The following is a 16061-nucleotide window of genomic DNA, read 5'->3' as shown; positions in this document are numbered from 1 at the left end:
AAGGCAGCCGCCCCTTTTTTCATTGAGCCGTTACTAGGGTAATTTCCCGAGGGCTCTCGATAGCCTGCTGCCTATTTATTGATATAATAGTCACCTGTCTATCTCGGCTTGGTCATCCGTCCAACCTGTTTTTGTGCAGACGCCGTAGTATATAGTAAATTATGGGGAGGTGTCTCTGACTTGGGCCGCATTACTAAAATAAGAAGAAGACGCTGCCATAAGAAAACGATTATCGTCTGCCGGTGGAGAAGAAAACGGAGCAAATGCTTGCGAAAAAAAACGGGAAAAGACCGATGTTCTTGCAAAAAAACCAAGTTGATTCGCCGCACCAAGCCCCGCGTGTGTCACTGTGCTTCCGGGCCTCCAGGGCCGCAAGGTGCCAGGGGACCCGCAGGACGAAAAGGACCGATAGGACCGCAAGGGATTCCAGGCGTGCAAGGTATTCCGGGGCCGGCAGGACCTCCAGGACCCGCAGGACCTCTTGGATGGCAGTGTGAACAGGGACCGCAAGGACCGATGGGAACGATAGGACCACAAGGTATTTCAGGCGTGCAGGGGATTACGGGGCTGCAAGGGCCGACAGGACCTTCAGGACAGCAGGGAGAACAAGGACCTCAAGGCGATATGGGGCCGCAAGGACCTTCAGGACAGCAGGGAGAACAGGGACCTCAAGGGCAACAAGGACTGCCGGGATCGTCTTCAGATTGCTGTATCCCGCCGATGCAGTACGTCCTATCTCAACTGGAAGGCGTCCAGGTTACATTGGGAACGACAAGCAACCCGCCCGGCAATTTTATTAACTCAACCATTGTCAGTGTAAGCAATTCTTTAGTGACCGTGCAAAGAGATACGAGAATGTTCGTCATTCCGATCAGTGAAGTGGTTGGCGTCGCGTCTCCTCAAGTTGCAGACGTTGCGCTGCTGGAGCCGCCGTCACCTCCAAGCGACTGCATTGAAGCTCCGCTGCGTGAATTCCTTGACGCCAACATCGACAGGGCAGTCGATATGACCACCGTCGGCTTCGGATTGTTCGCCAATATTCAGAACGCCATCGTATCCAGAACTGGCGAGGGGATCGTCATCTTGGATGTTACGAAAGCAGTCGATTTCGCAGCGGTATCTCTCTGCAAAATCACTTCCCTCTTATCATGCTAAAGTCGCTTAGACGCTTGATGCGCATCGTGTGAGCGAGTCAATTCAATTAAATAAACCGAGAGAATAACGGGAATTCATCCCGCTCCTCCCGGTTTTTTTCCATTCATCAAGGCAGCCGCTGTGATGGATGAATCGTGTCGATGAACAGCACGCCGTCATACTGGATCGCTTCACTTCTGTTCACCTTCCCGGCTTGTCTTGTTGTATGCTATCGATACCATCGTTCAGGTGAACGTTAAGATTAGGGGCCTCCCAGTTTAATATTAGGTTAGGTTTCGTTTAAGAATCGGACCAAGGCGGGGGAAGTCGCCCCGCCCTATCGGCTATAGCGGGCTCAAATGCTCGTGCACGAGCTTCCACTCACCGTCTGCCCGCTTGAATACATTCGTGGCGCGGCCGCAGCCTTCTCTGTGCTCGCCTTTGTAGTACCCTTCCCATTTATACGTATATGTGCATACGGCAACGTCTTCTCCAGCTGCGATCCATGTTACGTCCACTGCGCTGTAGACTTCCTCCTGGATCGTCTGCCATGCCTGTTCGAAATAGTTTTTTATCTCTTCCAGCGACGTGCAGGTCTTGTCTGTAAACCAATACACGGCAGCGGGATCGAGCAGTTGTTGGATATTGGAAAAATCATGCGTGTTCGTCGCATTGATGTACTGGGCAAGTGCATCTCTATAATCCAAAATGAATTCCTCCTAGTGTATCATCCGTTTCCAAATATTATAGCAAAATCAGCCCGCCGCACGCACTCTTTCATGCCCCGTCACCAGCACGATCAATCCGCACAGGAGCGTGAGCGACGCGAACACAAGCGCACCATCGTAGCTGCCCGTGTTCACCATCAATACACCAGTCACGATCGGCCCGATGATCTGTCCGGCCCCGTATACTGCCGTTGCATAGCCGATAATGGTGCTGCTCTCCTGCGGAAACATGCCCCGGGCCAACGACATGGTCAGCATCGTAATCCCCATGAACGTCGCTCCGAATAAAAACGCGCCTGTCAACACACCAATTGCATTCGGAAAAAGGACAGGAAGAATGACTCCGGAAATTTGAGTGCAAAAGGCCGCGTACAGTGCCGACATGCTGCCTTTCTTTTTCTCTATCCAGCTCCATATCCAACAGGAGGGAGCCGCCGCCACACCGACGAATACCCAGCTCAAAGCGGAAAATTCGCGAACCTCCGGCATTTGCTCCACGATGGCAACTAAAAATGTGGCGCTGACAATATAGCCCATGCCTTCGCAGCCGTATGCGACAATAAGCCGCATCAGCATGCCCTGGTTGCCTGTGCTGTCCTGATGATCCCGCTCGATCGGCGCATTTTTGCTGAACGCAGTCTGTGGTTCCTTAAGAAACAGCAACGGGAATGCCCCCAGTAGTATCGATACGCTGCCCAGCCCGCCCCACGCCCATTTCCATCCTCCGAAATCGTTCAACGCCGGTACGAGCCATCCGCTCAGCCCGACGCCGCTGTAGAGCCAACCAGACCAGGACGAGCGCCCGCGCAGGGCCAACCCATCCAATACGATGCCCGTAGCGAATACGAACACAAGCCCACTGCTGAAGCCTGACACGAAGCGCAGGACAGACCATAACGCGAACCCGCTCACTGCGCCCATCAGCGCCGTCGTCAGCACGTTGACAAGTAAATACAGCTTTAAGTAAAACACCTTGCCTCTGCGCCACGGCAGCATGCCCGCAGCTAAGGATCCGAACAGATAGCCAATATAATTATACGATGACAGATAACAAGCCGCCGCCTCGGACAGTCCCGCGCTATGTGTCATCAGAGGCAGGATCGGAGTATAGGCAGTCTGCCGATGCCCATCACAATAACAAGAGAAAGCATACCCCCTGCAAGAAGATAGGCTGGATAATTTCTGTCAAGCCGATTCCCCACCGTTAAAGCGAATCACCCCTACTTATGTGAATTTCCCGTTTTTGAAGAGAAATTGGTGTTCGTCGTGCAAAGGAACCTGACATCCCGTCTCGTCAAGGACGATTTGGAGCAATATAACTTGATCGTATTCAAGTCCGGCTGCTTCTACCGCACAACGATGGAGGATTGGCTGCGTGCCGAGGGCATCGTTCCGAAAAGAACGATGGAGTTGAACACGCTCGAAGGAATTATCGGCTGTGTCAAAGCCGGGTTGAGCATGTCCATGCTGACCGAATCCGTAGTCGATCAGCTTGATCGGAACCATGACCTGGCCCGGTACCCGCTGCCCGGAACAGCAGGGAGCGTCTCGACCCGATTCATCTATCATAAAGACATCGTAAAGACCGCTGCATTCAACATGTTCGTCACGATGTGCCAAGATGAGCAGCCATGAGCCAGCCTTTGCCGTTGGCCATCAAAGCTGAACGTCCGCGCTATAGCAATATTTTGCGTTCGCTTGACTGCAAACGTTTTGTGCCATGCTATACTTAAATGGATTGGATTGCTCGGGCTATGAACACGAACAATTCTTCACGACAACGGAATAAGGAGTGCACAATAATGAATTGGATGGCTGAAGTTACTGCAAGACAAGACGAGCTGTTGAATGATTTGAAAGGGCTGCTCCGCTTTGAAAGCGTTAAGGACAACAGCACCAGCGGACCAGGACAGCCGATGGGCCAGGAGATCGCACGGGCGCTCGATTATATGCTCGAACTGTCCCGCCGTGAGCAGTTCCGCGTCAACAATCTGGACGGCTACATCGGGTATGCTGAATACGGGGATTCCGACAGCGACGAGTATATCGGCGTGCTGTGCCATTTGGACGTCGTTCCGGCCACTGGCCAATGGACTACGCCGCCTTTCCAGCCCGATGTCCGTGACGGCAAGCTGTACGCACGCGGTGCGATCGATGACAAGGGCCCTACACTCGCAGCCTTTTATGGTCTGAAAATCGTAAAAGAGCTTGGACTGCCGTTAAAGCATAACGTGCGGATTATATTCGGCACCGACGAAGAGAGCGGCATGGAATGCATGAAGACGTATACGAAGCGCGAGAAGATGCCGATGGCTGGCTTCGCGCCAGATGCCGACTTCCCGATTACCCATGCGGAGAAGGGGCAAATTAACAACAAATTTTTCCTTAAACGGAATGGCGGTTCGTCTAAAGAAGCAGCACCAGTGGATGGGGCTCGATTCGAACTGAAGGCCTTCCATGGCGGAGGCATTGCGAACATGGTTCCAGAGTCGGCAACAGCGACCGTAACCGGGGAAGCGTCTGCAATTGCGGACATGGCGGAACAGTTCCAGGCCTATTGCGCCGAACAGCAGTTGAACGGCACCGCCGAGGTTAAGGCAGGCCAGCTAGAGCTCGGGATGAAAGGTAAGTCTGCGCACGGTATGGAACCACATGTAGGCGTCAATGCCGCATTGAAGCTCATCCGTTTCCTGCGGGAATACCGCTTCCAGCCAGATGCCGATCGGTACATAAGCTTCATCGGCAAGCATCTGGTCGACGACCATCTGGGCACGGCGCTTGGCATCCAATACGAGGATGACATTACCGGTCCGCTCACTGTGAATGCAGGCATTTTCGAATACTCGGAGCAGGCAGACTCGTTCTTCCACTTGAACATCCGCTTCCCGGTTACGCAGCAATGCGATGACATCCTCGCAACGCTGCAATCGAAAATGGCGCCGTACGATATCGTGATCGAAGACGATCTCGATTTGAAGCAACCCCATCATGTCGATCAGAACCATCCCATGATCAAGATTTTGCAAAATATATACGCAGAAGAGACGAAGCTGGAACCTACCCTGCTCACGACTGGCGGCGGCACGTACGCGGCCTTCATGGATAATGGAGTTGCATTCGGCGCCCTCTTCCCAGGCAGAGAAGAGACGGCGCATCAAGTGGATGAGCACATTGAGATCGACGATTTGTTGAAAGCGACCGCCATCTATGCCAGAGCGATCTACGAATTGGCCAACTTAGATTCATAATGCATTCCGTAACATAAGACAAGCTTGCGAGGCTGCTCCTTGCGTCAGCGTATGACGAAGGGCAGCCTCGCCGTCTTGACTGAGTGGAACATATGTTCAGGTAAAACATACGTCAATCATACGAAGCATCCTTTTTATAATTCTCTTGTGGAAGCGAGAGAAGAATCGGGATATCGTTATTTAAGAACTTTATGATATTACTTACGAAATTAGTGATTTGTATATAAATAACAGAAGGTGGAGGCAATCGTAGTTTTTAAGCTGAATTTTATCCTGATGGCAATTATCGCTTTTGCGATTTGGCTCCTTTACCGATATAGAGCCCGCAGCAGACAGCCCAGTACAAGGTATCGCGAATGGTTGTTGCACATGTGTTTAACTCAATAATCTCAAAAAAACCGAAATATTGGAAAGATCCACGGGTATACTACAAATATAAGTTGACTGTAATGTATCCAGCGGACCTGGCTGTGTTGCAGCGCTTGCTGCGGAAATGAGCGCCAAAGCATTCATTCCAATGAAGCCTGCCGTAAAGAGAAATACACGCTCGGTTCGTTGCATAGAATCCAATGCAGGATGAGACTAGGAGGGATAACGCATGAGTGACTTGTTGAAAAAAGCCGTCTCGCTCGGATGGGGTCTGACAATGGCAAGCAAAGAAAAGGTGGAGAACCTCGTGGATGAACTGGTGAAGCGGGGGGATCTCGCGCCTGCGGAATCCAAAGAATGGATCAACCGGCTCATCGAAAAAGGCGAGAAAGAACAAGCTGAATTCAAAACGATGATTCAAGAGCAAGTCAAACGCAAGCTACAAGAAATGGACGTTCCGGTGAAGTCCGAACTGGCCGCATTGGAAGCGCGCATCACCGAATTGGAGGCGCGTCTCGCTCGATCGGATCCGGAGCAGGAACGTGTGGATTAGACATACCCGCCGCTACCGGGAAATCGCCATGGCGCTCATGCGTCATGGCTTTGGCTATATGGTCGAGGAGATCGGGCTGTTCCATGTGCTGTCGCTCCCCCGCCGTATGATTACGCGTAAAGCACCGGAGACGAAGACGGTGGGAGAGCGGATTCGGTTGGTATTGGAAGAGCTCGGTCCGGCCTTCATCAAGCTGGGCCAGCTGCTCAGCACTCGCTCCGACTTGTTCCCAGACTCCGTCATCCGGGAACTGATCAAGCTGCAGGATCAGGTGCCCCCTTTCCCGGCACACGAGGCACGCCGCATTATTGAAGCGGAGCTCAGTATGTCCATTGGAGACATCTTCAGCTCCTTCGAAGATGTACCCGTAGCGGCGGCTTCAATCGGTCAGGTGCATCTGGCCAAGCTCCACAGCGGGGAAGCGGTAGCGATCAAAGTTCAGCGGCCGGGCATCCATCCTGTCATCGAACGCGATATGGAGATTGTTAAAGGCTTGATCGCCATCGCCGAAAAACGCTGGACATGGGTGGCAGAGTATCAGATTCCGCAAATGATTGAGGAGTTCTCAAAATCGATGAAAGCGGAGCTCGACTACAGTCACGAAGGCCGCAATACTGAGAAGATCGCGCGGCAGTTCCTGCATTCGGCTGACATACATATCCCCCGGATTTATTGGCAGCACACCTCCTCCCACGTGTTAACGATGGAATATGTGCAGGGCGTGAAATTAAACCGGCACGAGGACATCGGTGCACATGGGCATGATTTGAAGGCGATAGCCGAACGGTTCGTTCATGCGATGCTCCACCAAATGTTCATCGAGGGCTTGTTCCATGCCGATCCGCATCCCGGCAATTTGCTTGTATTGGATGACGGCAGACTGGCTTTCCTCGACTTCGGCATGGTCGGCCGCTTGAGCAGTGATATGAAGGAGCATCTATCAGATCTCATCATCTCCTTGATGCGACAGCGGACGGATGGGATCATCCGGGCGATTGCAGGGCTCGGCGTCGTCCCCGACCGTACCGATATGACGCGGCTAAAGCGGGATCTGGATCGGCTGCGCGCGCAGTATTACGACATTCCTTTTACCGACATCAGTCTGGGGCAGTCGCTGCACGATCTGTTTGCTGTCGCCCAGCGGCACCGGATTACGCTCCCTCCCGATCTTATTATGCTGGCGAAGGCGCTCATTACAATGGAAGGCGTCGTAGAGGAGTTGGATCCGACTCTAAGCATTTTGGATATGGCGGAGCCATTCGGGCGCAAATTGCTGTTGGAAAAATACAGTCCCCGTCGTGTCCGGAAAAAGCTGCTCGGCGGAGCTTCCGATTTTCTACAGGCGCTGACCGATCTGCCGAAGCAGGCTAATCAGCTTGCCCGCATCCTGAGCAGCGGCAAAGTTAAGGTCGAGGTCGAATTGCCGGATCTGGACTATACGCTGCACAAGTTCGATCAGATCAGCAACCGGCTCTCCTTCAGCATCGTGCTGCTTGCCTTCAGCATCATTATGGTCGGGCTTATTGTCGGTTCCTCGCTCAGCAGAAAGCCGACGTTGCTGTGGGATGTTCCAGCGATCGAGATCGGGTTCATCGTCGCTGCCTTTATGTTTCTATGGCTGCTGTACGCGATCTTCAAATCCGGCAGATTTTAAGCGGTGCTAGTATGGAAAAGATCCATTACAATCGGATTGAGGGTGGCTTCCACTAACGAAGACGCCTTTTTTTATTTTGCTGTTGACTCTCACGTTACGTGATGGATTACGATAAAGGCAAGGAGGTGAGCGGATGGCTTACAGAGTGAAGGAAGTGGCCAATTTAGTCGGAATTAGCGTGCGCTCGCTCCACCACTATGATGAGATTGGGCTTCTGAAGCCGGACACCGTCACCCCGGCAGGATACAGGCTGTATTCGGATGACAATTTAGCGACGCTGCAGCAAATTTTGTTCTTCAAAGAAATCGGCCTCTCGTTGGAAGATATTAAGCAAATTTTGGGCCAACCGAATTTTGATCGGAAGCATGCCCTGCAGGTGCACCGGGAATTGCTGCTCAAGAAGAAGGAGCGGATCGAAGACATTATTCGCACGGTTGACCGTACGATTACATCCCTAGAAGGAGGCATAGTTATGAAAAAGAAAGAGATGTTCGAAGGCTTCGATATGGCGGAAATCGAGGCGCACCAGAAGAAATATGCCGCGGAAGCGCGCGAGAAATATGATCGGGATGTCGTCGATCGCACGATGGAACGGACGTCCAAATATGCGAATGACGATTGGGCTGCAATTATGGCAAGCCAAGCAGCCATTTATAACAAGCTCATCGCTGCGATGGAACAAGGGCCCGCGGATCCGCAGGTCCAGGCGGCAGTCGGCGAATGGAGACGGCATATTACGAATAACTTCTACGATTGCACGCTCGACATCTTCCGCGGTCTCGGCGATTTGTATATCGCTGACGACCGCTTCACGAAGAGCATCGATCAATATCAGTCGGGCTTAGCCCAATTCATGCGGGAAGCGATGCACATTTATTGTGATAACGAAGAGAAGTCAAATTGTGCCGATAAATCAAATCTATAAACCTAGAGCACACGAGCCTTAGAATCGATTCTAAAGCTCGTGTGCGAGTCCGCTCACTAGATTCCCCTAGTTTACTAAAATGTGAAGTGGCCCAAATCACTTCTCTGGATTTTTTTTAGCCTTCATGCGTTTAAACACGACATCATACATATCATTTCCGTGATGCAGGGATCGCTTCACGCGAGAGATCGTTGCTGTGCTTGCGCAGGCCACCTCTTCAATCTCACTGTAAGTATTATGATTATATAACATTTTGGCTACTTGAAATCTTTGAAACATGGTCTTGATTTCATTTACAGTACATAAGTCATCAAAAAAAGAATAACACTCTTCGACTGTTTCTAGTGTCAAAATCCCTTGAAAAAATTCATCTAAAGCTTGTCCTTGCAGTTCATCTATTAGCATGTGTCTACCTCCTAGAGTGATTGCTGCATCATACCATTCTCACTTCATCTTGAGATATATGATCAGAAGGCCGTTAACAACAGCATTTATTCTGTCACCTAAAGATATTATCTCCTTAGAAAGCCATTTATTAGAGCAACCAGTACACAATCAGCAAACTATGTGATTAATTTCACCGATATATACAACATTATTTAACTATCAATATTAAAATTAGGCAAAACTATTATATCATTATTTTTCCGATCGTAATTCATCCATATATTACAAAAACCATGAGTTTGGATATATTATCAAGTCATTTCCCGATGTAATCGTTAACAAAAAAATGGATTTACTAGTTCGTGGACGCTTCAGCCAATGAAGCCCGTTCCGTCCAAAAATCCATTTATTACAAGTTCCTTTCGCAACGGAATCGTTGCTGCTGTTGCTCTATCTTGCATCGGTTTAGACTTTCACAGAAAAAAGCCGGCTATATAAGTGGAACTAATTTTTTTACTTGGCGGTTGAAGTAAGCTACATTGGAATATATACAGTAAAATGTACGGTTTGGCGGCTAAACGGCATGTCACTGTACATAGTCCAATGTAAGATGAGACAAGGGGATACGATCAAGCTGCTCTAGATGATTTTTTTTCTGTTCTTCTAATAAAACCCCACAAAATGTTTAGCACGGGAGCGACAATACAAAATATTGCGAATGGAAGATATTCCAATGTAGAAACACCTAAGGTACCCGTAATGAATACGCCACTAACTCCCCAGGGAATAAGCGCATTGAAGGCTGCACCGGCATTGGCCAATATTGCCGAAAGCTGTTTTGGATGCAGATTGATTTCTTCGAATTGAAATTTGAAAGCTTCACCCGGCAAAATAATGGATAAATATTGTTCACCGAGAAGAATGTTAATTCCCATGGCACACAAAGCAGTCATTAAAATTAATTTTCCTTTTGTACTTACGAATGCCGAAATACTTGATATTAAGGTTTTAATGATCTTGAGCTCTACTAACAGTCCTCCCAGAGATAACGCAAGCAGGATAAGAGAAACAGACCACATCATACTTTGAATTCCACCGCGAGTAAGCAGGACATCTACACTCTCCACTCCTGTATGCGAAACGAATCCATCTTGCATCAGATTAGAAATTTCAACAAAGCTAGTGTGTGGATGATAGATATAGCTGATACAGATCGTAAAAGCAATGCTCAATAGCAAAGTCGGAATGGCAGGTATCTTTCTCCAAGCACAAATGAATAACACCAATACTGGAATTAATGTAACAACCGATATGGGAAAAGAGGAATACAATGTATTAACTAATTCATCAATTTGAGCCCCTGTTGACAAGACTTTTGAGTGACCCACTATCGCGAAGAAGATGAGCGAAATAACGAACGACGGAATCATTGTCCGCATCATGTTTCGTATATGATCGAATAAGTCCACCTCTGCTATAGCAGATGCTAAGTTAGTTGTATCAGATAAAGGGGATATATTATTACCTAAGAAGGCTCCTGAAATGATGGCTCCTGTGGTTAGTGCCGAATGGTATCCCATGATTTGCCCCATCCCAAAGAAGGCGATACCAACTGTCGAAATCGTTGTGAATGAGCTTCCTACGGTTACCCCCACAAGCGCACAAATAACAAAGACGGAAGGTAAAAAGAATTTTGCCGATAAAATTCCGAATCCATAAACCATAATCGTAGGAATTGTTCCTGCAGCAATCCAGACGCTTATCAAAGCGCCAATAAGCATAAATATAAGGATGGGAATCAAGCCCGGCATAATGCCGTGTTGAATGCCCTTGTGGATGACATCCCAAGAAACGCCTTTCATCTTCGCGAATAAGATAACAGCACCTAACGAAATCAAAATAGGAACTTGAGGAGATAAGCCTAAGCCTATAATACAAGTTCCTATGATCGCCAATAGAACAACTAAAAGAAACATACTTTCTTTTAGCGTAACATCTTTTTTCATATGATAGACTCCTTATCATTTAATGACCATCTATTTAATCATGCAGTCATCAAAAATTGGGATATAGATAGGACATAAACAATAATTTGAGCTTATTGATGCAAGCGCTGATCCGCCTTATTGTATGCTCCGTGCCATACGGGTCCAACGAAACGATTAAAAGCAAAGCCAGACCTGATGCCTTCGGCAGTGAATGCTTTTGCTTTCGCTACTGCCTCTTTCACAGATAGCCCCTTGGCAAGTCCTGCTGTTATAGCCGCGGCAAAGGTGCATCCTGCGCCGTGATTGTGATTCGTATGAATCTTCTCTGAGTCATACAATGTAAATTCCGAGCCATCATACAGCAAGTCAATCGCTTTATTATCCTCTAGCGATTTCCCCCCTTTAATTACGACATGTTTCGTGCCAAGCTCTATAATTTTTTGCGCGGCTTCCTTCATGTCAGCTACCGTGCTTACCTTGGCCATGCCGGATAATTGACCTGCTTCGAATAAATTAGGCGTTACAATCGTTGCTCTTGGCAAAAGATACTCGCGTATAGCCTGTCCATTTTTTGGCTGTACCAGTTCATTTTCCCCTTTGCATACCATCACCGGATCAATTACTACACTTTTCACATCGTATTTGTCAATGACGTTGCTCACGAGCTTAATGGTGTCGACCGATCCGAGCATTCCCGTTTTCATGGCATCCAATGAACCGCCGGAGAATATCGTTGTCAATTGCTCATGCACAAGCTCTGAGTCCATTGGATGTACATGATGATGCCAATGATTGTCAGCATCCATGGTGACGATAGCCGTGATAGCAGTCAAACCAAAAGTTCCATATTCTTCGAACGTTTTGAGATCCGCCTGCAGTCCTGCTCCCCCGCTTGAATCAGAACCGGCAACGGTTAAGACTTTTTTGATAGTCATTTCAAGCACTCCCTGTCTTGTAAGAGATTGTATAAAGGGTGAATGCGTAACAACATTCTATCGTTACGCATTCACGTTTCATTATTACGAATTCATTTCGTTGTTGTAAATCGATTCAAGTTTGTCTTGCATGGCTTTTTCAATCTTGGCAGCATATTCATCGAAGACCGCTTTATCATGAGCATATGGAGATAATCCACAAGCACGCAGTACGGTAACTTTGCCCTCGCGATCCCACTCTTTCTCGCTGAATCCAAGACTTTCAACAAATGGAAGCGGGCTATTGCCGTAGTCAGGAATAGCAAAATCTGTATGGGAAGTAATGAATTCGTTGTTGTATAATCCACCTTTAACGTAAGAAGCATAGTCGAAGAAATCATGGTTCAATTTATTCATTTTTTCCAAGTCCGTATTTCCTGCTTCGTTGAATACATAGTCCACCATGTTGAAGTCAGGTTTTGTTAGCGGATAAACGTTGATTGTTTTATCGCCAACTTTAAATTCTTTATTTTTCAAGAAATCGTAGAACCTATAAGCTCCCTCGATACTTGCACCGATTAATTTCCCATAACCAGTTACGTTTAATGGCAATACTTTATGAGCTGTCCAGACTGCTGCTGCAGTTGCGCCTGCTTTTGATCCTTCAAGAATATAAGCGCCCAGCAATGCAGGAATGTCCGCACCTTTTTCGAATACATAGGTTGCGAAGTAGGAGATGGCGTCACGCATTCTGCTATCTTTAATAACAATTGCACCAGCGGAATAAGGAATATACCCCATTTTGTGCGGATCAATTGTAATGGTTTCAGCTTGATTCATGGCTTTGAAGGAACTGTAAATATCTTTGGTAAGCCATTCATTTTTCTCTGTGAAAATGTTGTATTTTTCATAAACTTCATCAATTTTGTCGTAATCGATAAATTCATTGTTTTCGTCCAAGAAGATAGCACGAGCATATCCGCCATAAGCAGCATCCACATGAATGTAGAAATAAATTCCTTCTTTCGCCAATTTCTCGCGAAGCTCTACCATTTTGTCGATCCGATCCACTTGACCTTCTTCAGTTGTGCCAATTACACCAACTACACCGAGAACCGGAATTTCTTGTGCAGCTAATTCACGAATTTTAGCTTCTAATTTGTCAATGTCCATGCGGTATTGATTATCAACATCGATAGCTTCTACACAATCCAACCCAGTTCCGATAATGTCAGCAGCTTTCAACCAAGAATAATGTTTCGTTTGTGGAATCAACCATTTGCCTAATTTATTGAGGTTTTTACCACTACGAGCAGAGCGAGCTTTCACTTCATCAAGTTTGTCAGGAATTTGATCCATGATGTCGAGAATTTCCTCTGTAGACATATTTAATAATTCCCACTCTGATTTCCCTTCCACATATTCAGGCGCTACTTCTTTAATAGCAAGCGGAAGTGACTTCATGTTTCTTGCGTACCATAGACCTTCTAAGTTCGCGATTGAACCGTCGGCACAAATATGTCCCCAGCCTTTGTCTTTTTGGTAGCTCATAAGTGTAGCGAATTCATGTCCGACTTCTTCTTCCATTTGAGAAGTGCCTGGTGAAGATTCATAAGCTACGTTATTGCCGTTCCATAACATAGCAGCTGTATAAGCGATAATAGAAGGCATCAACGTTTCAGAATTCATATGTCCCCAGAAACGGCCTGCTGTGTGCCAAGGCAACGATTCTGTCCGAAGCTTGGAAGATAACTCATTAAATACACTACGTACATGGTCAGCAGTTTCTTGGAAGCTCTTCGAACTTCTATCATGCGGCGTAATAACCGGTAAATCTTGAGGTTGATAGTTTTGACGCCAGCCCACATGCTCATCTACGACTTTAAGTAACAATTCTTTGAATAAGTCAACATTTTCACCTTTGTCACCTAGGAATAGTGCTTTTAAATTGATATCTGGCATTGGATAATTCATTGTTTGTTCCTCCAATATGTTCAATTAGTATGTTAACGAATATATGAAACTTGATATTCAGTAGCTCGCTAGTGATTACTCACTTTTTTTCCACTCCGGTTTTTTACATTTGTAAATAATCAGAGCGATACCAACCATAACGATAGTAGCTCCCACTTGATAGATAATGTATCCTGTGTATTGGCTAGGCTTCAGAATCGATGGTGGAATGATACTGACTGTAATCGTGATAGCAACACTTAACATGGATAAGATGGAGACAAACCACATTAATCCGTTACCCTTGCTGCCTAATCTAAAAGGTCTTTCAACCTCAGGCATTTTGTATCGTAAGCGAATAGCTGAGATAGCAATTAATGCATATACAACACAGTACAGAATGGTCGTTGTTATCGTGATAATCAGAAACGCGCTGTTGACATCCGGTACGACCACGTACAAGACAGCTACTAATGAAATAACAATCGCTTGTATCATAACAAAGGTGATTGGAATATCCCTTTTCGTTCTTTTTTGGAAGAACTTAGGCAGGTTCCCTTCATCCGCAACTTTAATCATGGATTTACTTGGTCCCAATACCCATGCGCTTAATTGGACTAATACCCCAATTAAAATCATGGCTGAGATCATATTTACAACGATTGATGGTATGCCTAAATTTTCACAAAATATAAGATAAGGCTGCGTAATATTGGCAAGTTCTAATTGCCCTCTTGGTACTGCGTTGGATACCGTTAAACCAGCAACAAGGTTAAAAATAACCAATAAAATAACGGAAGCAATAACGGCTATCGGATAGTTGCGTTTCGGATTCTCGATATTGTTCGCATGCACGGACGAGATTTCAACACCTGCGAAGATAAAGATAATCCCCGACAAATAAGATAAGCTCCCCAATTCTGAAAAGTTCGGCACTAAATCTTTAACTTCAAAATTCCCCAAATAGCTGTTCGGCTGGATTCCGTTTTTGAACAAGTACATTACACCTAAAATGACAAGAATCACAAATGGAATGTAGACCCCTATAACCGATCCCAAATTACCGCAAATTTTAACCATATCAAATTTAAGATTTAATAACGTTACCCCCCAGTAAGAAATGAGGATAACCGCAAAAATAAAGTAATTGTTTGAAGATAGTTCTGGTACGTTAATGACATATCCGAACAACACGCCTACTGTGGAAGATACCATTACCATACCGAAGAACATTTGAACCCATAATAACCAAGAGGTTACGAACCCCCATTTTTCACCCAAAGCTTTCTTCACCCAAACTTGAGGCCCTCCCTCTTCAGGGAATCCTGTTGAAAGCTCAGCTGACATCAATGCGATAGGCAGTGCAAATAACACCGCTGCCACAAGCATGTAGAAGATTTGGGTCCAGCCTGTTATGGAGAGCGTCGGTACACTGCGTACAGTACCAAAGAACGCCATCGTAATACCGATTAACCCGAAAAGTGTTAATCTTTTTGATTTGCCCATAAATCTGTCCTTCTTTCTGCTATTCAATTCTTTATTTCAAAGTCTCTTGAAAATTTAGAGAAATAATTCACATGCAAGAAAAGATGTATAACGAATGTGGTGGTTTATTTCTCATCTTCACCTCTCGTTATGAAAATGTTTGTCTATAATTGTTAATCGATTAACTGGAACAACGCCAGTTTACGCCTCATTTTTTGTTATGTCAATAACCTATAACTCTCTGTTGTATAAGGCTTTTTGTTGTTTTTCCAAAATCTAATTACTTGTGCCTTTAAAGCTTTTACTACTTTATTGATAAAGGCTTTAAACGATGCGCGCTTTTAAGGGTAAAAGCGGCTATGAACTGAATTTCGGATTTATAATTCATATTTATGCATAATTATTCTATGTTTACTTTTTGTAAGGAAGGAATCATTGAGATATGGAGTATGGGAAGTAACCTTATACGGAATCACTGCAGATCACTTTGGCTCGGAAGGCATACTTATGCAGAATGAAGAAATGTCTCATTTGGCAGTCTGGGGCTTAGAGAATAGTGGAATTAACCTTTTTTTCTTTAATTTATCAATCAAATTTTAATGGTTTAAAATTGTGGGAATTTTAAACAAGGGGATTATTTTCCAAAAAAATATTTTGCGATAAACAAGATTCTTCAGGGGGATTGTGCTGACACTGACTCTTATCGGGAACGAAATGTTCCGT

General features: G+C 46.2%; 12 protein-coding genes and 1 pseudogene. 6 read left to right on the top strand and 7 right to left on the bottom strand.

The annotated features are described in order from the left end of the window. The first annotated feature begins 339 nt into the window (after positions 1–339). Entirely contained in the window at positions 340–1155 is an 816-nt protein-coding gene (locus tag M3650_RS25880) for a collagen-like protein (protein ID WP_251578931.1), read from the top strand. 323 nt (positions 1156–1478) lie between these two features. On the opposite strand, the gene M3650_RS25875 is transcribed toward M3650_RS25880, so the two are convergent. After that, a complete protein-coding gene (locus tag M3650_RS25875; protein ID WP_251578930.1) occupies positions 1479–1841 on the bottom strand; it encodes a YybH family protein in 363 nt (120 codons plus the stop codon). Between the two features lie 48 nt (positions 1842–1889). Continuing rightward, positions 1890–2966: pseudogene (locus M3650_RS25870) on the bottom strand (YbfB/YjiJ family MFS transporter); the annotation flags it as partial. Between the two features lie 78 nt (positions 2967–3044). On the opposite strand from M3650_RS25870, the gene M3650_RS25865 reads away from it, so the two are divergent. The 5 genes from M3650_RS25865 (at position 3045) to M3650_RS25845 (ending at position 8611) form a co-directional block, all read left to right on the top strand. Further along, on the top strand, positions 3045–3497 hold the full coding sequence (locus M3650_RS25865; protein ID WP_285848680.1) for a LysR substrate-binding domain-containing protein: 453 nt from the start codon (positions 3045–3047) through the stop codon (positions 3495–3497). Positions 3498–3664: 167 nt separating this feature from the next. Further along, a complete protein-coding gene (gene pepV, locus M3650_RS25860; RefSeq protein WP_251578926.1) occupies positions 3665–5110 on the top strand; it encodes a dipeptidase PepV in 1446 nt (481 codons plus the stop codon). 598 nt (positions 5111–5708) lie between these two features. Further along, a complete protein-coding gene (locus M3650_RS25855) occupies positions 5709–6032 on the top strand; it encodes a phasin family protein (RefSeq protein ID WP_251578925.1) in 324 nt (107 codons plus the stop codon). 28 nt (positions 6033–6060) lie between these two features. Beyond that, positions 6061–7686, top strand: coding sequence for an ABC1 kinase family protein (locus M3650_RS25850; protein WP_251579006.1), 1626 nt, complete (start codon positions 6061–6063; stop codon positions 7684–7686). Positions 7687–7819: 133 nt separating this feature from the next. Beyond that, a complete protein-coding gene (locus tag M3650_RS25845; protein ID WP_251578924.1) occupies positions 7820–8611 on the top strand; it encodes a MerR family transcriptional regulator in 792 nt (263 codons plus the stop codon). 96 nt (positions 8612–8707) lie between these two features. On the opposite strand, the gene M3650_RS25840 is transcribed toward M3650_RS25845, so the two are convergent. From M3650_RS25840 to tyrP, 5 genes are all read right to left on the bottom strand, one after another. Beyond that, the gene (locus M3650_RS25840) at positions 8708–9016 is read right to left on the bottom strand and encodes a YerC/YecD family TrpR-related protein (protein ID WP_019423461.1); all 309 of its coding nucleotides are present in this window, start codon (positions 9014–9016) and stop codon (positions 8708–8710) included. Positions 9017–9627: 611 nt separating this feature from the next. Beyond that, positions 9628–11004, bottom strand: a complete 1377-nt coding sequence (gene nhaC, locus M3650_RS25835) for a Na+/H+ antiporter NhaC (RefSeq protein WP_251578923.1) — start codon at positions 11002–11004, stop codon at positions 9628–9630. Between the two features lie 92 nt (positions 11005–11096). Then, positions 11097–11921 (bottom strand): bifunctional hydroxymethylpyrimidine kinase/phosphomethylpyrimidine kinase, encoded by an 825-nt coding sequence (gene thiD, locus M3650_RS25830; protein ID WP_251578922.1) that lies wholly within the window; start codon positions 11919–11921, stop codon positions 11097–11099. Positions 11922–12005: 84 nt separating this feature from the next. After that, positions 12006–13874 carry a tyrosine decarboxylase gene (gene tdc, locus M3650_RS25825; RefSeq protein WP_251578921.1) on the bottom strand — a complete coding sequence of 623 codons (1869 nt, stop codon included), beginning with the start codon at positions 13872–13874 and terminating at the stop codon, positions 12006–12008. 75 nt (positions 13875–13949) lie between these two features. Then, on the bottom strand, positions 13950–15359 hold the full coding sequence (gene tyrP / locus M3650_RS25820; RefSeq protein WP_019423457.1) for a tyrosine-tyramine antiporter: 1410 nt from the start codon (positions 15357–15359) through the stop codon (positions 13950–13952). Positions 15360–16061: the final 702 nt, after the last annotated feature.

The sequence above is a fragment of the Paenibacillus sp. MER TA 81-3 genome (genome assembly GCF_023713585.1).
Taxonomy (GTDB): Bacteria; Bacillota; Bacilli; order Paenibacillales; family Paenibacillaceae; genus Paenibacillus_B; species Paenibacillus_B profundus.
Note: the sequence above shows the minus strand (reverse complement) of the source record. Positions and strands in the feature narration are given on the sequence as shown.